We start from the raw sequence: 19,128 nt of genomic DNA on the forward strand, positions 1-19,128 counted from the left end.
CCCCACCAAAATGAGGGGGAGCGTTTTTGGATGCTCAACCTGGCCGAGTTCTCCGTTTGCATGTGACTCCATTCTTGCTGTCGCTTTGGCGCTGGGATCGTTGGTGGACGATCGTGCGACGAAGCGTGCGTCCTTCCGTGCTTGCCGCTGGCTTGGTGTTGGCCGGCATGGGCAGTCATGCCTGGATGGCGGAGCGCATGCTGACGCACGCCCAGCGCATGGGACCATCGGCTTTGGCCCGGGCCCAGGTTCTGGCGCAGGAGATCGTGGATGCGCAGGCGCTGGAGGAGCCGGCCCGACTCAAGGGGATCAACACCTTCTTCAATCGCGCGATCCAGTTCCGGGAGGATCGGGAAACCTGGGGGCAGCTGGACTATTGGGCCTCGCCGCTGGAGATGATGAGCCGGGGACAGGGCGATTGCGAGGACTTTGCGGTGGCCAAGTACTTTGCCTTGATGGCCGCGGGGGTGCCCAGTGCCAAGCTGAGGTTGGTGTACGTGCGCGCACAGATTGGCGCGGTCACGCAGGCGCACATGGTGCTGGCCTATTACCGAGATCCCCTGGCCGAACCCCTGATTTTGGACAATTTGCTCGGTGACATCCGCCCGGCCTCGCGCCGTCCGGATTTGTCACCGGTGTTCAGTTTCAACGCCGAAGGCATGTGGCAGGGCGTGGGGGCGTCGAGTGCGGGCGACCCTTCGGCCCGTTTGTCACGTTGGCGCGACATGTTAACGAAAGCCAAAGCCGAAGGCTGGTGGTGAGGATGGTGCAGGTATGTCATTGATTCGTCAGATCTGGTTGTTGTTGCTGGGGACGCTGTTGCTGGCGTTTTTGGGCAGCTTTGCGGTGTGGATGGCCTCGTCACAGGGCTATCTGGAGACGCAGTTGCGCATGAAGAATGCCGACAACGCACAAGCCTTGGCCTTGAACCTGTCGCAGCAAAGAGGCGATGCCACCGCCATGGAGCTGGCGCTGATGGCCATGTTCGACACGGGCTACTACCAGCGGATCACGCTCAAGGATGGCGCGGGCAAGGTGGTGTTCAATCACGAGTCGGACGCGGGCGGCAAGCAGTCGGCGGTGCCGGCGTGGTTCGTGAACCTGATGCCGGTGGTGTCCACGCCCGGTGTGGCGCAGGTGTCGGATGGCTGGCGCGCGCTGGGGGCGGTGGAGGTGGTGAGCCACTCTGCGTTTGCCCATGCGCAGCTGTGGGAAGGGGCGCTCAAGACGGCGGGATGGCTGGCCTTGTTGGGCGGCATCTCCGGCGTGTTGGCCACCTTCGGGGTGCGGGGCATTCGTCAGCCTCTGGAGGCGACAGTGGGCCAGGCGCAAGCCTTGATGGAGCGCCGTTTCATCACGGTCAAGGAGCCACGGGTACCGGAGCTGGCGCGCCTGTCTCAGGCCATGAACGGGGTGGTGCTGCGCCTGAAGACGTTGTTTGACGAGCAGGCCACGCAGGTGGAGATGCTGCGCAAGCAGGCGCACTGCGACCCGCTGACGGGTCTGTCGCGCCGCGCGCATTTCATGGCGCAGTTTGCGAGTGCCTTGCAGGACGAGGAGGGCGCGGGGGCCGGGGTGTTGTATTTGCTGCGCGTGGGCAATCTGCAGGCTTTGAACCAGGCTGTGGGGCACAAGCAGACCGATGTGTTGTTGCAAGGTTTGGGCAACTCATTGAAGGCGGTTTCACTGGCTGCGGGGCGTGCGAGCGTGGGTCGTTTGAATGGCGGGGACTTCGCCGTGTGCCTGTTTGGGGCCGATGCGGCGCACCTGGTGACGCCGGAGCAATATGTGGCTGCCTGGCATGAGGTATTGCAGTCCTCAGGGGTGGACGCATCGTTCGCCATCGGTGGTGTGACGTGGACGCGGGGGATGAGCACGGCGCAGGTGTTGGCCGCGGCGGACTCGGCGCTGGCGCATGCGGAGGCCCGCGGGCCTTTCTCCGTGGAAATGGGGCCATCGCAGGGTTCGACCTTGAAGGTGATGGGTGAGGATGCGTGGCGCGAGAGCGTGACAAGTGCCTTGGCCGAACGCCGGGTGAAGTTGGTGTCTTACCCCGTGTTGAATCGAGACGGCAAGCTGGTGCATCAGGAATGTCCGATGCGGATTCAGCTTGAGCCGGGAGGCGGGCATGAAGTGGCCTCGACCTGGCTGCCCATGGCTTTGCGTGCGGGGCTGATGTCGGACATTGACGAGTTGGCGGTCGGTCTGGCCTTGGCGAGCATGGCCCGCGATCAGGTGCCGCGGGGGGTGAATGTGTCACCGGCTTCGTTGTTGGACAGCGGTTTTGTGCCGCGTGTGCGTGCCTTGTTGTTGGCATCGCCCAAGGAGGCCAGGCTTCTTTGGTTGGAGGTGGCCGAGGGTGCAGCGGTGGAGCGCTTCGAGCTGGTGCGAGAGTTGTGCAAGCAGTTGAGGCCTTTCGGGGTCCGCATTGGGCTGGAACATGCTGGTGAGCGTCTGGCGCACATCGAGTTCCTGTTCGAGGCCGGGCTTGACTATGTGAAGCTGGATCCGTCCGTGGTTCAGGGCGTGTCTGAAGACGGCGCGCGTGCCGCCTTTGTGCAAGCAACCGCCGGAATGCTGCACGGGCTGGGGTTGCAGGTCTACGCCGAGGGGGTGAGTGATGCCGCTGACATCCCGGTGTTGTATCAGCTCGGAGTGGATGGTGTGACGGGACCGGTGGTGACGTTGTGAGCTGAGCGACCGGTCGAGGCGCTGCACCATGAACAACGGCCCCCGCAGGGGCCGTTGTTGTTGGGGCTTGAGGCAGTCCGCCTGCAGCGAATCAGTCCGTGATCAGCTTGCCCGCCGTAAGCAGGTTCTGAATGATCTGCGTGTTGGACAGCGAGTTGCTGCTGGTGAGGTCTACGCCTTGCAGGGTGATGGTCTGGTCATCCTTGGCTACCGTGTAGCCCGAGCCGTAGGCGCCCGTGCTGCTGATGTGCAGCACGGTGTTGGTACCAACGGTTTCGAAGCGCAGGAAGTCGGTCAGGTTGCCGGCATTCGTACCGGAATGCAGTTCACCTTGCAGCAGGTCGCGCAGGTCCAGCACATCGCCACCGGCAGAGCGGGTGGCTGTGCTGAAGTCGGCAATGACGTCGTGGTAGGCCTTGCCGGGTGTGCCGCCATCGCCGAGGGACCAGGCAAAGACGTCTGCACCTTGCCCGCCGGTCAGCACGTCGCTGCCCTGGCCGCCGTAGATCGTGTCGGCACCACCGCCGCCAGAGATGTGGTCCGCTCCGCCGCCACCATAGATGGTGTCGTTGCCGCTGCTGCCCGTGATGTTTTCGGGATCGCTGCTGCCTTGGTATGGCGTACCACTGTTGCTCAGGGTGACCAAGGCTGGGGGTGCCACATTCACCACCACGGATGAGCTGGCGGTGTCACCGTCCGCATCGCGCACGGTGAAGTCCAGGCGATCGCTGGCGCTGGTGGTGACGTTGCTGGGGGCGGTGTAGGTGTAGTTGCCGTCATCCAGGTCGATCACAAAGGTGCCGCCCAACGCCGTCTTCACGGTGAAGACCTGCTCAGCGGTAGAGAAGGTGCCTTGGTTGATGCCGGACACCATGCTCACCGAGCCGCCGTTGGCCGTGTTGTAGGCATACCGGTTGCCGTCGATGACAAGTTCGGACAGGTACGCGCCGTCGGCACCGGCCTGGCTGAGGAGCTCGCCGCTGGCTTGGACTGGCGCCTGGGTCGACGTGACCTGGGCATAGATGCCGAAGGTGTTGTTGTTGGTGTTTTCGTCGGTGTAGATCGTGTTGACGATGTTCCCCGATCGGTCCTGGAAGCCCAGGAGGTTGACGGTGTAGCTTTGGCCCGCAATTTGCACGCTGACGGTTTGAGCCGGCAGGGTGATGATGTCGCGCGAGGCGATGGCGTCACTGCTGTTGGTTGTCTCTGTGTGGTCCAGTCGAACCGTGAAGGCAACGGGCGTGGAGACGCCATTGATCACCACGTCCATGCGGATGGTGACGTCGGTGTAGTCCAAGGTGGAGCTGCCGCTGTAGATGCCGTAGTTGGAGTGGGTGAAATCCCCGAGCTTGAACGGCGTGCCCGTGTTGATGGCGGCACCGGTGCTGGTGGTGAAGTTGGCGTTGTCGACGAGGTCGTAGCCTGAGCGACCAGCGTTGGTGGCGGCATTGCCCCAACGCAGTTGGTCAATGAGGGTGTCGTGGCTGTCGACGTTGGTTCTTGTGACTTGCCCGGTGCCGTTGAGGTAGGTGTCCCCGGAGAAACCTGCATCCAGGTCGTTCACATTGATGGCATCTGTGCGCACACGCAGGTTGTGGGTGACTGCGCTGGCCTGTGGGGTGTCGTCCGTGATGTTGATACTGAGGTTGCTCAGCGTGGTCGCGCTACCGTCAGAGGCGCTCACACCGATGTTGAAGGACGCGACGTTCTGCCCCTGCACGGAGGCATGATCGATGGCCTTGGAGAGTGTGACGCTGTAGTTGCCCAGGTTGTCAATGGTGGCGCGCAGCACTTCGGTGTTGCCTGCAGTGCCGACCAAGGTCTTGCCATCGGTGCTCAAGGACCAGGCGACGGAGGTGCCCGATGAGGTCAGTGAAGTGCTCGGAGTGATCAGCTTGACGGTGAGCGGTTGATTGTCCACGTCGGACACGCTGATCGCGCCTGTCTGAGTGACGGCGCCTGCGCTGAGCTTGGCTTCGAGGAGCGAGCTCGTGGCCGTGCCCACCACTGGTGCGTCGTTGACTGGCGTGACCGTGACGTTGACGATGCTGTCGACAAAGCCGCCCTTGCCGTCGCTCACACGCACGGTGAAGCTGTCGGTGCCGTTGTAGTTGGCGGCTGGCGTGTAGCTGTAGTCACCCGTGGCGCCGTTGAGCACCACGGTGCCGTGGGCGGCGCCAGACTGGACGCTGTAGCTGAGGGCGTCACCATCGACATCGGTGGCAACAACCTTGCCGGTGACGGAGGTGTCTTCAGCGGTGGTTTTGGACTGGTTGGCAGTGATCGGCACATCGTTGACCGGGGTGACGGTGACGCTGACGACGCTGTCGACGAAGCCACCCTTGCCATCGTTCACACGCACGGTGAAGCTGTCAGCGCCGTTGTAGTTGGCAGCTGGCGTGTAGGTGTAGTCACCCGTGGTGGGGTTGAGCACCAAGGTGCCGTGGGCGGCGCCAGATTGCACGCTGTAGCTGAGGGTGTCACCATCGACATCGGTGGCAATGACCTTGCCGGTGACCGCGGTGTCTTCGGCGGTGGTGGCTTTGTTCGCGACTGCCACCGGTGCATCGTTGACCGGACTGACCGCGATCGTGACGGTGGCCGGAGATGACGACAGCGCACCGTCCGTGACCGTGTAAGTGAAATTGGCCGTGCCGTTGAAGTTGGCGTTGGGCGTGAAAGTCACGGTGCCATCGGCATTGAGTACGACCGAACCACCGGAGCCCGCGGTGACGCTGGCGATCTTCAGGTTGGTGCTGTCGACATCGGTGTCGTTGCTCAGCAATTGAGCAGCCGTGTAGGTCGCAGCGGTGTCTTCGACAGCGGTGAGGCTGTCGTTGTTGGCGACCGGCGCGTCATTGACCGGGGTGACGGTGACGTTGACGATGCTGTCGACAAAGCCACCCTTGCCGTCGTTCACGCGCACGGCGAAGCTGTCAGCGCCGTTGTAGTTGGCCGCCGGTGTGTAGGTGTAGTCACCCGTGGTGGGGTTGAGCACCACTGTCCCGTGGGCGGCGCCAGACTGCACGCTGTAACTGAGGGTGTCACCATCGACATCGGTGGCGATGACCTTGCCGGTGACGGAGGTGTCTTCAGCGGTGGTCTTGGACTGGTTAGTAGTGATCGGTGCATCGTTGACCGGCGTGACGCCGACCTGAACGGTGGCGGTGGTCACGCCCCCCTGACCGTCGGAGACGGTGACCGTGAAGGTGTCGCTGCCATTGAAGTTGGCCGACGGGGTGTAAGTCCAGGTGCCATCGGTGTTGACCGTGACGTTGCCGTTGGCAGGTCCCGTTCCGACCGCGTAGCTCAGCGTGTCACCATCGGCATCCGTGGCCACGACCTTGCCTGACACGGCCGTGTCTTCGGGCGTGGTGGCACTGTAGTTGCCGGCCACCGGGTCGAAGCCCGCGCTGGCGGGGTCGATGACCGGCAGGTCATTGACGCCGGTGATGGTGATCGCCACGTTCACCGGTGCCGAGGTCAGACCTTGAGCATCCTGGATGGTGTAGCTGAAGCTGTCAGCGGTGGTCTCGGAACCGTTGTGCGCGTAGCTCACGGTGCCATCGGCGTTGACCGTGACTGAGCCATTGGCCGGGGCCGAGGTGATGACGATGCTGGACAGATCCAGCGCACTGTCGATGTCGCCGTCGTTGCCCGCGAGGTTGATGAGCACACTGTCGCCTTCGGCAACCGTGGCGCTGTCAGCCTGGGCCACGGGTGCATCGTTGACCGGCGTGACGCCGACCTGAACGGTGGCGGTGGTCACGCCCCCCTGACCGTCGGAGACGGTGACCGTGAAGGTGTCGCTGCCATTGAAGTTGGCCGACGGGGTGTAAGTCCAGGTGCCATCGGTGTTGACCGTGATGCTGCCGTTGGCAGGTCCCGTTCCGACCGCGTAGCTCAGCGTGTCACCATCGGCATCCGTGGCCACCACCTTGCCTGACACGGCCGTGTCTTCGGGCGTGGTGGCGCTGTAGTTGCCGGCCACCGGGTCGAAGCCCGAGCTGGTGGGGTCGATGACCGGGGCATCATTGACGCCGGTGACGGTGATCGCCACGTTCACCGGTGCCGAGGTCAGACCTTGAGCATCCTGGATGGTGTAGCTGAAGCTGTCGGCAGTCGTCTCGGAACCGTTGTGCGCATAGCTCACGGTGCCATCGGCGTTGACCGTGACTGAGCCATTGGCCGGGGCCGAGGTGATGACGATGCTGGACAGATCCAGCGCACTGTCGATGTCGCCGTCGTTGCCCGCGAGGTTGATGAGCACACTGTCGCCTTCGGCAACCGTGGCGCTGTCAGCCTGGGCCACGGGTGCATCGTTGACCGGTGTGACGCCGACCTGCACGGTGGCGGTGGTCACGCCCCCCTGACCGTCAGAGACAGTGACTGTGAAACTGTCAGAACCGTTGAAGTGGGCCGACGGGGTGTAGGTCCAGGTGCCGTCGGTGTTGACCGTGACGCTGCCGTTGGCAGGTCCCGTTCCGACCGCGTAGCTCAGCGTGTCACCATCGGCATCCGTGGCCACCACCTTGCCCGATACGGCCGTGTCTTCGGGCGTGGTGACGCTGTAGTTGCCGGCCACCGGGTCGAAGCCCGAACTGGTGGGGTCGATGACCGGCAGGTCATTGACGCCGGTGATGGTGATCGCCACGCTCACCGGTGCCGAGGTCAGACCTTGAGCATCCTGGATGGTGTACGTGAAGCTGTCAGCGGTGGTTTCAGAACCGTTGTGCGCATAGCTCACGGTGCCATCGGCGTTGACCGTGACTGAGCCATTGGCTGGGGCCGAGGTGATGACGATGCTGGACAGATCCAGCGCACTGTCGATGTCACCGTCGTTGTCGGCAATATGGATGATTACACTGCCGCCCTCGGTGACCGTGGCGCTGTCAGCCTGGGCCACGGGTGCATCGTTGACCGGTGTGACGCCAATCTGGACGGTGGCGGTGGTCACGCCGCCCTGGCCGTCGGAGACGGTGACGGTGAAGGTGTCGCTGCCATGGAAGTGGGCCGACGGGGTGTAAGTCCAGGTGCCATCGGTGTGGACCGTCACCGTACCGTTGGCAGGACCTGAACCCAGCGCATAGGCGAGGGTGTCACCATCGGCATCCGTGGCCACCACCTTGCCTGACACGGAGGTGTCTTCGGGCGTGGTGGCGCTGTAGTTGCCGGCCACCGGGTTGAAGCCCGAGCTGGCGGGGTCGATGACCGGCAGGTCATTGACGCCGGTGACGGTGATCGTCACGTTCACCGGAGCTGAGGTCAGACCTTGAGCATCCTGGATGGTGTACGTGAAGTTGTCAGCGGTGGTTTCAGAACCGTTGTGCGCGTAATTCACGGTGCCATCGGCGTTGACCGTGACGCTGCCGTTGGCCGGTGCCGAGGTGATGACAATGCTGGACAGATCCAGCGCACTGTCGATGTCGCCGTCGTTGCCCGCGAGGTTGATGAGCACACTGCTGCCTTCGGCGACCGTGGCGCTGTCAGCCTGGGCCACCGGTGCATCGTTGACCGGCGTGACGCCGACCTGCACGGTGGCGGTGGTCACACCGCCCTGACCGTCGGAGACGGTGACCGTGAAGGTGTCGCTGCCATTGAAGTTGGCCGACGGGGTGTAAGTCCAGGTGCCATCGGTGTGGACCGTCACCGTACCGTTGGCAGGACCTGAACCCAGCGCATAGGCGAGGGTGTCACCATCGGCATCCGTGGCCACCACCTTGCCTGACACGGAGGTGTCTTCGGGCGTGGTGGCGCTGTAGTTGCCGGCCACCGGGTCGAAGCCCGAGCTGGTGGGGTCGATGACCGGGGCATCATTGACGCCGGTGACGGTGATCGCCACGTTCACCGGTGCCGAGGTCAGACCTTGAGCATCCTGGATGGTGTAGCTGAAGCTGTCGGTGGTGGTCTCAGAACCGTTGTGCGCGTAGCTCACGGTGCCATCGGCGTTGACCGTGACTGAGCCATTGGCTGGGGCCGAGGTGATGACGATGCTGGACAGATCCAGCGCACTGTCGATGTCGCCGTCGTTGCCCGCGAGGTTGATGAGCACACTGCCGCCTTCGGCAACCGTGGCGCTGTCAGCCTGGGCCACGGGTGCATCGTTGACCGGTGTGACGCCGACCTGCACGGTGGCGGTGGTCACGCCCCCCTGACCGTCAGAGACAGTGACTGTGAAACTGTCAGAACCGTTGAAGTGGGCCGACGGGGTGTAGGTCCAGGTGCCGTCGGTGTGGACCGTCACCGTACCGTTGGCAGGACCTGAACCCAGCGCATAGGCGAGGGTGTCACCATCGGCATCCGTGGCCACGACCTTGCCTGACACGGCCGTGTCTTCGGGCGTGGTGGCGCTGTAGTTGCCGGCCACCGGGTCGAAGCCCGAGCTGGTGGGGTCGATGACCGGCAGGTCATTGACGCCGGTGACGGTGATCGCCACGTTCACCGGTGCCGAGGTCAGACCTTGAGTATCCCGGATGGTGTAGCTGAAGCTGTCGGCAGTCGTCTCGGAACCGTTGTGCGCATAGCTCACGGTGCCATCGGCATTGACCGTGACTGAGCCATTGGCCGGGGCCGAGGTGATGACAATGCTGGACAGATCCAGCGCACTGTCGATGTCGCCGTCGTTGCCCGCGAGGTTGATGAGCACACTGTCGCCTTCGGCAACCGTGGCGCTGTCAGCCTGGGCCACGGGTGCATCGTTGACCGGTGTGACGCCGACCTGCACGGTGGCGGTGGTCACGCCCCCCTGTCCGTCGGAGACGGTGACCGTGAAGGTGTCGCTGCCATTGAAGTGGGCCGACGGGGTGTAAGTCCAGGTGCCGTCGGTGTTGACCGTGACGCTGCCGTTAGCCGGTCCATTGCCCAGCGCGTAGGCGAGGGGGTCGCCATCGGCATCCGTGGCCACGACCTTGCCTGACACGGCGGTGTCTTCGGGCGTGGTGACGCTGTAGTTGCCGGCCACCGGGTCGAAGCCCGAACTGGTGGGGTCGATGACCGGCAGGTCATTGACGCCGGTGATGGTGATCGCCACGTTCACCGGTGCCGAGGTCAGACCTTGAGCATCCTGGATGGTGTAGCTGAAGCTGTCAGCGGTGGTCTCGGAACCGTTGTGCGCGTAGCTGACGGTGCCATCGGCGTTGACCGTGACTGAGCCATTGGCCGGGGCCGAGGTGATGACGATGCTGGACAGATCCAGCGCACTGTCGATGTCGCCATCGTTGCCCGCGAGGTTGATGAGCACACTGCCGCCTTCGGCGACCGTGGCGCTGTCAGCCTGGGCCACGGGTGCATCGTTGACCGGCGTGACGCCGACCTGGACGGTGGCCGTGGTCACGCCCCCCTGACCGTCAGAGACAGTGACTGTGAAACTGTCAGAACCGTTGAAGTGGGCCGACGGGGTGTAAGTCCAGGTGCCATCGGTGTTGACTGCGACCGTACCGTTGGCCGGACCTGAACCCAGCGCATAGGCGAGGGTGTCGCCATCGGCATCCGTGGCCACGACCTTGCCCGACACGGCCGTGTCTTCGGGCGTGGTGGCACTGTAGTTGCCGGCCACCGGGTCGAAGCCCGAGCTGGTGGGGTCGATGACCGGCAGGTCATTGACGCCGGTGATGGTGATCGCCACGTTCACCGGTGCCGAGGTCAGACCTTGAGCATCCCGGATGGTGTAGCTGAAGCTGTCGGTGGTGGTCTCAGAACCGTTGTGCGCGTAGCTCACGGTGCCATCGGCGTTGACCGTGACTGAGCCATTGGCTGGGGCCGAGGTGATGACGATGCTGGACAGATCCAGCGCACTGTCGATGTCGCCGTCGTTGCCCGCGAGGTTGATGAGCACACTGCTGCCTTCGGCGACCGTGGCGCTGTCAGCCTGGGCCACGGGTGCATCGTTGACCGGCGTGACGCCGACCTGCACGGTGGCGGTGGTCACACCGCCCTGACCGTCGGAGACGGTGACCGTGAAGGTGTCGCTGCCATTGAAGTGGGTCGACGGGGTGTAAGTCCAGGTGCCATCGGTGTTGACCGTGACGTTGCCGTTGGCAGGTCCCGTTCCGACCGCGTAGCTCAGCGTGTCACCATCGGCATCCGTGGCCACGACCTTGCCTGACACGGCCGTGTCTTCGGGCGTGGTGGCACTGTAGTTGCCGGCCACCGGGTCGAAGCCCGAACTGGTGGGGTCGATGACCGGCAGGTCATTGACGCCGGTGATGGTGATCGCCACGTTCACCGGTGCCGAGGTCAGACCTTGAGCATCCTGGATGGTGTAGCTGAAGCTGTCGGCAGTCGTCTCGGAACCGTTGTGCGCGTAGCTCACGGTGCCATCGGCGTTGACCGTGACGCTGCCATTGGCCGGGGCCGAGGTGATGACGATGCTGGACAGATCCAGCGCACTGTCGATGTCGCCGTCGTTGCCCGCGAGGTTGATGAGCACACTGTCGCCTTCGGCAACCGTGGCGCTGTCAGCCTGGGCCACGGGTGCATCGTTGACCGGTGTGACGCCGACCTGCACGGTGGCGGTGGTCACGCCCCCCTGACCATCAGAGACAGTGACTGTGAAACTGTCAGAACCGTTGAAGTGGGCCGACGGGGTGTAGGTCCAGGTGCCGTCGGTGTTGACCGTGACGCTGCCGTTGGCAGGTCCCGTTCCGACCGCGTAGCTCAGCGTGTCGCCATCGGCATCCGTGGCCACGACCTTGCCTGACACGGCCGTGTCTTCGGGCGTGGTGGCGCTGTAGTTGCCGGCCACCGGGTCGAAGCCCGAACTGGTGGGGTCGATGACCGGCAGGTCATTGACGCCGGTGATGGTGATCGCCACGTTCACCGGTGCCGAGGTCAGACCTTGAGCATCCTGGATGGTGTAGCTGAAGCTGTCAGCGGTGGTCTCGGAACCGTTGTGCGCGTAGCTCACGGTGCCATCGGCGTTGACCGTGACTGAGCCATTGGCCGGGGCCGAGGTGATGACGATGCTGGACAGATCCAGCGCACTGTCGATGTCGCCATCGTTGCCCGCGAGGTTGATGAGCACACTGCCGCCTTCGGCGACCGTGGCGCTGTCAGCCTGGGCCACGGGTGCATCGTTGACCGGCGTGACGCCGACCTGGACGGTGGCCGTGGTCACGCCCCCCTGACCGTCAGAGACAGTGACTGTGAAACTGTCAGAACCGTTGAAGTGGGCCGACGGGGTGTAAGTCCAGGTGCCGTCGGTGTTGACCGTGACGCTGCCGTTGGCAGGTCCCGTTCCGACCGCGTAGCTCAGCGTGTCGCCATCGGCATCCGTGGCCACCACCTTGCCCGACACCGCAGTATCTTCTGACGTGCTGACGCCGTAATTGCCCGCGACAGGATCGAGATTCGAGCTGACCAGGTCAACGACTGGCGGCGCATTGACAGCGGCATCGCCATTGATCACCCCACCGCCCTGCGGCCCGGTCTTTGTGCCGAGGTCGGCGGTCTCATACGCATACTCTTGCGTTCCGACGCTTTCCTGCACGCGTCCCACTCGCAGGCCTTCGGCCAGCGCTCCGGATGCACCTCCGGCCAAGCCAGCCGCTGGCGCATCTTCGTCGCTCGACGTTTCCAGGCGGGCAACGGCATCATCCAGACTTCCTTGTGCCCGTGCCAACAACGCCTGCTGTGATTCAAGCAGCCTACCGCTGGTACTCACACCCGTGGCCTGATCGGCTGGCAAACCATCCGCAGGCGTCTCCCAGATCTGACCATTGGCGTCTTCCAACTGCAAGCGCGCGCCCACCGCGGCAATCACCGCGTCTCCCTGTTGCAGCGTGTCTCCCACCTTCAAGGCGCCGGCTGTCTTGCCGCCTGCACGGATCACGCGAACCGAGCCCTCAATCTGGGAGACGACACCTGCAGGAATGGGGGCGGAAACGGACATGCGAACCTCTGAATGTTACATCTGTATCAATCTGAGGATACCTTATTCGTGGGGTGGGTATGCCCTAGCAACCATGGTCATTCGTGATGCAGTTCATGACGAACGCAACACTTTTTGGCATTTGGCGCTCTGCACCTCAGCTCGGCCAGGCTTCAGCGTCTCGAAGCTCGTCGTCACAGTTAGCCTGCGGCGCAGATGGGCCAGAAGGGGCCTGATCTGTGACCAAATAAGCAAAAGGCGCCCCAATGGGGCGCCTATGCGCAGACTGCGGCGAGTGCATGCTCAGTGCACAATCGCCACCTTCCTTCAACTTCCCGTCACCGTTCCCTCAGCGCATACGCATGCGCCTTCAGCACCGGCTTGAGCAGGTAAGACAGCACCGTCTTCTTGCCTGTCAGCACATCCACCTCGGCCGTCATGCCTGGCAAAATGGGCATCTTCTCGCTGAAGTTGGCGGCCTTGGTGCGCACCCGCACCACATAGAACGTCTTCTGTCCGCGCTCGTCGGTCACCGTGTCCGGGCTGATGTTCTCCACCACCGCATCCAGCCCACCGTAGATCGAAAAATCGTAGGCGCTGAACTTCACCGTGGCCGCTTGCCCCGGGTGGATGAAAGCGATGTCGCGCGGCTCGATCTTGGCTTCCAGCACCAGCGCGTCGTCCAGCGGCACGACCTCAACAATGTCCTTGCCGGGCGAGACCACCCCGCCCACGGTGTTCGCCAGCAGCCGCTGCACACGCCCCCGAACCGGCGATTTCACCTGCGACTTGTCGACCTTGTCCACCAGCGCCACCGCGCCTTCGTTCAAGGCGCTCAAGCGGGCCAGCACCTCCGACAACTCCTTGCGCACCTCGTTGCGGAAAGACAGGTCGGTCTCCTGAATCTTGCGCGTCGCCTCCAGGATGGCGGACTGGGCGCGGGCACTCTGCGCGCCCGCCTGCTCCATGTCACCGCGTGCGCGCGTCACATCGCGCTCCAGTCGCAGCACGTCCACTTCCGACACGGCACCCGTGGCCAGCAGTGGGCGGGTCTTGTTCAGCTCCTGTTGCGACAGGTCGAGGCTGCGTGCGGCCGACTCCCGCTTGAAGCGCGCTTCGCTCAGCTCCTGACGACGCTGCGCCAATTGCTGCTCACTGATGCCGATCAGCGCACCCAGTTCCGAGCGGCGCGCGTCATACAACTGGCGTTCCTCATCGACGATGCGCTGCGCCTCGGCATCGTCAGCAGCCACCGCGGGCGGCGTGAACACGATGCCTTCGGCCAGTGCCTTGAGACGTGCCTGCTTCACCTGCAAGGCAAACACCTGGGCCGCGCTTTCGCGCACCCCTGAGGTGGCACGGGTCTCATCAATCTTCAACAGCAACTGGCCGGCTTCGACCACATCGCCTTCCTTCACCAGAATCTGCGACACCACCCCGCCGTCCAGCGACTGCACCACCTGCAATTGCCGCGATGGGATCACCTTGGCCTCGCCCTTGGTGACCTCGTCGATCTCGGCCAGCGCCGCCCACACGATCAGCAGCGCCGTCACCAGCAGGGCTGAACGCACCAGCGTTTGCGCGCGGAAGGTCGCGTGGCGTGACATCACCGCATCGGCTTCGACCTCGAAGCCATGCATGCCCGCCTGCGCAGCCACCTCCGGCGTGACGCGGGCGCCGCCGAGCCGGTCCAGCACGCGGTCAGTCAAAGGCGCCAGGAGACGACGCATGCGCTCCAGTGCGTCCACCAGTTTCTGGCCCATCTTGAGCAAGGTGTTCATGGCTGTGGTCCTGGCCTGATCAGGCTGCGCGCGAGATGCGACCCGCTGCCAACGCCTGCATGATGCGTTCGCGCGGCCCGTCGGCGACGATCTTGCCCTGGTCGACCACGATCACGCGGTCCACGAAAGACAGCATCGAGGTTCGGTGCGTCACCAGCACCACCGTCTTGCCCTCGGTGAAGGCCTGCATGCGCTGTGTCACCACGGCCTCCGTCGAAAAGTCCATCGCGCTGGTCGGCTCATCGAGCAGCAGCAGCGGCGCGTTGTGCAACACGGCCCGGGCAATGCCCACGCCCTGGCGCTGCCCGCCCGACAGCAACTCGCCGCGCTCACCCACCGGCAGGTCAAAACCTTGCGGGTGGCGTTGCACAAACTCGTTCAGGCCAGCCGTCTCGGCCGCCGCCACGATGGCATCGTCACGCGCATGGGGCATGCCGAAGGTGATGTTCTCGCGCAGCGAGCCGTAAAACAGCGTGATGTCTTGCGAGACGCAACCCAGGTTGCGTCGCACATCGGCCGGGTCGAGCTGGCGCATGTCGATGCCATCGAACAAGATGGCCCCGGCGTTGGGCTGGTACAGCCCCATGATCAGCTTTTGCAGCGTCGTCTTGCCCGAACCCACCTTGCCGATCAAGGCCACCCGCTCACCGGGGGTGATCTTGAAGCTCACATCGTCGAGCGAGTTGTCTTGCTGACCTGGGTAGGCAAATGACACATGCCGGAACTCGATCTCGCCCTTGAACTCGGGGCGCTGGATGAAGTGACTGCCTTCCGGTCGCTCCACCGGCTGCGCCATGATCTGCTCCAGCGAGGTCATCGCCGTGCGAGCGCCCTGGTACTGCATCAGCAAACCCACAATCTGGCCAGCAGGCGCCAGGGCCCGTCCGGCCAGCATCGTGGCGGCGATCATGCCCCCCATGGTGAGTTGCCGCTCCGAGATCAGGTATACCCCGATCAGGATCACGCACACCGAGACAAACTGCTGCATCGTGGCGGTGGAATACATCGCCGTGGCCGACATGCTGCGCATCTTCACGTTCAGCGTCGACAGGTACTGGTTGGCCCGCTCCCAGCGGGACTGGATCAGGCTCTCTGCTCCTTGAGACTTGATGGTCTCGATGCCTGTCAGGCTCTCGATCAAGGTGGCATTGCGCTGCGCCGCTGCCTGGTAGGAGCTTTGCGACAGCTCATGCAGGCGATGCTGGAACACGTAAGCCGACACCAGGATCAGCACGAACACCCCGATCACCGGCAGCACCAGCCACGGTGAGATCCAGGCCATCACACCCACAAACAACAGCGCGAAGGGCAGGTCGATCAGGGCGGTGACCGTGCTGGAGGCGATGAAATCGCGCACCTGCTCGAAACCGCGCAGGTTGGCTGCAAAGGAGCCCACCGACTGCGGACGGTTCTCCAGGCGCATGCCCAGCACCCGCTCCATCAGCGTGGCCGAAATCTGCACGTCAATGCGCGCGCTGGCCTCGTCCACAAAATGGCTGCGCAGCAGGCGGATGAACAGGTCGCTGGCCAACACCAGCGTCACGCCAATGGCCAGCACCCACAGTGTCTCGGTGGCGTGATTCGGCACCACGCGGTCGTAGACGTTCATCGAGAAAATCGGGAAGGCCAGCGCAAACAGGTTGATCAGCAGCGCGGCCCACAGCACATCGCGGTACACAAAGCGCTGCGCCAGCACCGGGCCCCAGAACCAGTGCCCCGAGCGCGTGGCCTTGATCTCGGGCGTGCGCTTGTCAAAGCGGAAATGTGGGCGCGCAAACAGCACCACCCCGGCGAAGCAGGCCTGCAAGGCCTCGGTCGTCAGCGTGACGGCACCTTGACCCGTTTCGGGCAGCAGGACGCGCCAATGTTGTTCACCCTCGCGACTCAGCAGCACGCAGGCCTTGTTGTCCCGCAAGATCAGGATGGCGGGCAGGGTGAGAGCGTCAATGCCCTCCAGGGGCAGGCGCTGCACCCGCGTCGCCAGCCCGGCACGCGCAGCGGCACGTTCGGCCAGCGCCAAGGGCAGGGGTTCTTGGGGCTGCAGCGGCAGTCCCGCCGACAAGGAGGCCCGCGTGGCCCCATGGCCATGCAGGCGTGCCACCTCGATCAGGCAGTCGAGCAGCGGATCCGGACTGATCAGATCATCACGGACACGCGAGGCACTGGGGGAGGGGGCAACGTTTTCCAGAGGTGCGTTCATGACGAAAGATGCGAAGCGGACTCACCGAAGATCGGCACAGTAAACGTCAAATTGACCCTGCTTGCGATCTTCGAAATAACGCTCCAGTGTCATTCGCACGGTTCTGAAGGCCAGTTCAGCCCAGGGAATCTCGTGTTCGTGGAACAGCCGGGCCTCCATCGTTTCAGGTCCGGGTGCGAAATCGGTGTCCAGCAGACGGGCGCGGTAGAAAAAATGCACCTGCCCGGCCGTGACCACGTTCAACACGCTGTACAGCCCCTGCATCTCAATGCGGGCACCGGCTTCTTCATCCGTTTCCCGCGCAGCGCCTTCATCGGTGGTCTCACCCAGTTCCATGAAGCCTGCCGGCAAGGTCCAGAAGCCCTTGCGCGGTTCAATGTTGCGCTTGCACAGCAAGACCTGTTCACCCCACACAGGCAAGGTGCCCACCACATTGAGCGGGTTGACGTAGTGGATGTGACCGCAAGAGGGGCAAACCGCGCGCTCGCGGTTGTCGTCGGCGGGCACTTTGTGCTCCACCGGGGTGCCACAGACCTGACAGTGCTCGATTCGGCGTGAAAACAGCATGTTGGCAGTGTAGGGCAACAAGCCCCGGGCGCAGGGCCTGTGGTGGCCGCCTCACATCCAGTTCAGCGGCTTGTCAGCAGGTGGGTGAGCCAGGGGGCAAAACTCTCCATCACCTGCAGAGGCTGACCTCGGCGCCAAAACACAGAGCGTCGGCACCAGATCGGTGCTGGGCCACTTGCCGCCATCCCCACGCGCTGCCATTCGCGCACGATGTGCTGGCGTTCGGCTGACTGCCTGAGCAGTCGCTCGCCCACCAGCGGATCACGCTGCACGTGGCGGCGCGTGAACAGCAGTTCGGCCAGCGGCCGCGTGCCCAAGCCTTTCATGGCCTGCCAGGGGCCCTTCACCGCAGACAGGGGGGTGACGCTGCGGGCCCACACTGCCGGGTGCCCATCGATCAGCAGCACCACCTCACGGACGTGACCTTCTGCGGTGCCCAGGGCTTCGCGCTCCTGGGGCCACAGCACCTGTCGCCCCTGGCGGGTGACCTCGAGCGTGACCGTGCCATGGGCTCGCAAACGGGCCGTGAGCGAGCCTGGGGCTTGCAGCCATCGCCGCAGCGACGCTGACACGCAGCCACGCGGCGGGCGCGACAACGACGGACGGCGGTGCAGACGACTAACGCTGGAGGCAGGGCGGGGTAGCATCGGGGCTGGATCATAGCGGCCCTTCCTGACCCCTCCATGTCTTCGACCGTTGAAACCACAGCGCGCCCTTCGCCTTTGCCAGCGGGGTGGACGGCAGTGAGCCTGGGTGAGACGCTGCGCGCCATCATGAGCGCCCGAGCGGGAGGCGTCAGCCAGCCCCCGTACAGCGCGTGCAACCTGGGGGACCATGTCGGTGACGACCCCATGGCGGTGGCCCACAACCGTGCACTGCTGGCGACCCACATGCAGGCCGATCCCGTGTGGCTGACCCAGGTGCATGGCAACCGGGTGGTGCGCTTGAGCCGCACACCTGACCTGGCTGAACCTGATCGGGTGTGCCTCTCGCCGGGCGCCCCACAGCCTGAGGCGGATGGGGCTTTCACGACCGAGCCGGGCCTGGCTTGCACCGTCATGGTGGCCGACTGCCTGCCCATCTTGCTGGCCGCGCCGGGAGGACGAGGCGTGGCTGCGCTGCATGCGGGCTGGCGTGGCCTGGCGGGCGCGGGCACCATGCAGGGCGTGGGCATCGTGCACACGGGGGTGCGTGCCCTGTGCGCGGCCACCGGCAGCACCCCGGCCGAGTTGCGGGCCTGGCTGGGTCCCTGTATCGGACCGGAGCGCTTTGAGGTGGGGCCCGATGTGCTGCGTGGCTTCGGGCGCGACCCGGATCACTGTGCCGTGGACGCGCGCTTCGTCCCCAGTACGCCGGGCAAATGGCTGGCCGACCTGTCGGGCCTGGCCCGCGACATCCTGCAAACCCTGGGCGTGCAGGACATCAGCGGCGGCGATGCCTGCACGGTCAGCGATGCTTCACGGTTCTTTTCGTTCCGGCGCGACCCCGTCACCGGACGTCAGGCCGCCAGCATCTGCCTGCGCTGAGTCCGCCGCGGCCTGCTGGGCACGCCACTCTGCCTCCTCGGCGGCACGGCGTGCGCGCCGACGGGCGGGCGTCCCGATCAGGTACATGACCAGGGCCAGGGGACCGACGCCGTACATCACGAAAGTGATGACGGCACCCAGGATCGAGCCTTGGGTGCTGGTGGCTTCGGCCAAAGCCATCAGCAGGGCCACATACATCCAGGCGATTGCAACAATCCACATCAGCGCGACTCAAAAAAACGGGAAGACCGAGGGTAAACGAGAGTGCCTGGCATCGGGTTTGCTATAGGTGATGAAGGCAAGATAGGAATATCGGCCATGCGAAAGCATCGTGCGGACCGAAAGATGAGTCGAATTGGTGTCTTTGCAACACCGTGATGTCGTCAGAATAACGCCACACGATTCGGTCATCATGTCGTGAACAAGTACCTAGTTCAAACAGGAGACGTATGGCTGTACCTCATAAGCCGCGTGCCGCTCGCGGTGCTGCAAAAG

At 64.2% G+C, this 19,128-nt stretch carries 9 protein-coding genes; 3 read left to right on the top strand and 6 right to left on the bottom strand.

Annotated features, from left to right (window positions below):
- Positions 1–125 precede the first annotated feature (125 nt).
- Positions 126–761 (top strand): transglutaminase-like cysteine peptidase, encoded by a 636-nt coding sequence (locus AC3WW4_RS07880; protein ID WP_488827836.1) that lies wholly within the window; start codon positions 126–128, stop codon positions 759–761.
- A 13-nt stretch (positions 762–774) separates the two neighbouring features.
- Positions 775–2,691, top strand: a complete 1,917-nt coding sequence (locus AC3WW4_RS07885; protein ID WP_488827837.1) for a bifunctional diguanylate cyclase/phosphodiesterase — start codon at positions 775–777, stop codon at positions 2,689–2,691.
- 91 nt (positions 2,692–2,782) lie between these two features.
- Here AC3WW4_RS07885 and AC3WW4_RS07890 read toward each other — a convergent pair whose 3' ends face one another.
- The 5 genes from AC3WW4_RS07890 to AC3WW4_RS07910 all read right to left on the bottom strand — a co-directional run bounded on the left by AC3WW4_RS07890 (position 2,783) and on the right by AC3WW4_RS07910 (position 17,679).
- On the bottom strand, positions 2,783–12,580 hold the full coding sequence (locus AC3WW4_RS07890; protein ID WP_488827838.1) for a tandem-95 repeat protein: 9,798 nt from the start codon (positions 12,578–12,580) through the stop codon (positions 2,783–2,785).
- 317 nt (positions 12,581–12,897) lie between these two features.
- Positions 12,898–14,340 carry an HlyD family type I secretion periplasmic adaptor subunit gene (locus tag AC3WW4_RS07895; protein WP_488827839.1) on the bottom strand — a complete coding sequence of 481 codons (1,443 nt, stop codon included), beginning with the start codon at positions 14,338–14,340 and terminating at the stop codon, positions 12,898–12,900.
- Positions 14,341–14,359: 19 nt separating this feature from the next.
- The gene (locus AC3WW4_RS07900) at positions 14,360–16,540 is read right to left on the bottom strand and encodes a type I secretion system permease/ATPase (RefSeq protein ID WP_488827840.1); all 2,181 of its coding nucleotides are present in this window, start codon (positions 16,538–16,540) and stop codon (positions 14,360–14,362) included.
- Positions 16,541–16,561: 21 nt separating this feature from the next.
- Positions 16,562–17,107 carry an NUDIX hydrolase gene (locus tag AC3WW4_RS07905; RefSeq protein ID WP_488827841.1) on the bottom strand — a complete coding sequence of 182 codons (546 nt, stop codon included), beginning with the start codon at positions 17,105–17,107 and terminating at the stop codon, positions 16,562–16,564.
- A gap of 62 nt (positions 17,108–17,169) precedes the next feature.
- The gene (locus AC3WW4_RS07910; protein WP_488827843.1) at positions 17,170–17,679 is read right to left on the bottom strand and encodes a chorismate--pyruvate lyase family protein; all 510 of its coding nucleotides are present in this window, start codon (positions 17,677–17,679) and stop codon (positions 17,170–17,172) included.
- A gap of 111 nt (positions 17,680–17,790) precedes the next feature.
- Between AC3WW4_RS07910 and pgeF the strand changes: the two genes are divergently transcribed.
- Complete coding sequence (gene pgeF, locus AC3WW4_RS07915; protein WP_488827844.1) at positions 17,791–18,633, top strand: peptidoglycan editing factor PgeF; 843 nt, start codon at positions 17,791–17,793, stop codon at positions 18,631–18,633.
- On the opposite strand, the gene AC3WW4_RS07920 is transcribed toward pgeF, so the two are convergent.
- Entirely contained in the window at positions 18,565–18,855 is a 291-nt protein-coding gene (locus AC3WW4_RS07920; protein WP_488827845.1) for a hypothetical protein, read from the bottom strand. The two genes, pgeF and AC3WW4_RS07920, sit on opposite strands and share 69 nt — an antisense overlap.
- Positions 18,856–19,128 lie beyond the last annotated feature (273 nt).

This window comes from Aquabacterium sp. TM01, assembly GCF_057808345.1.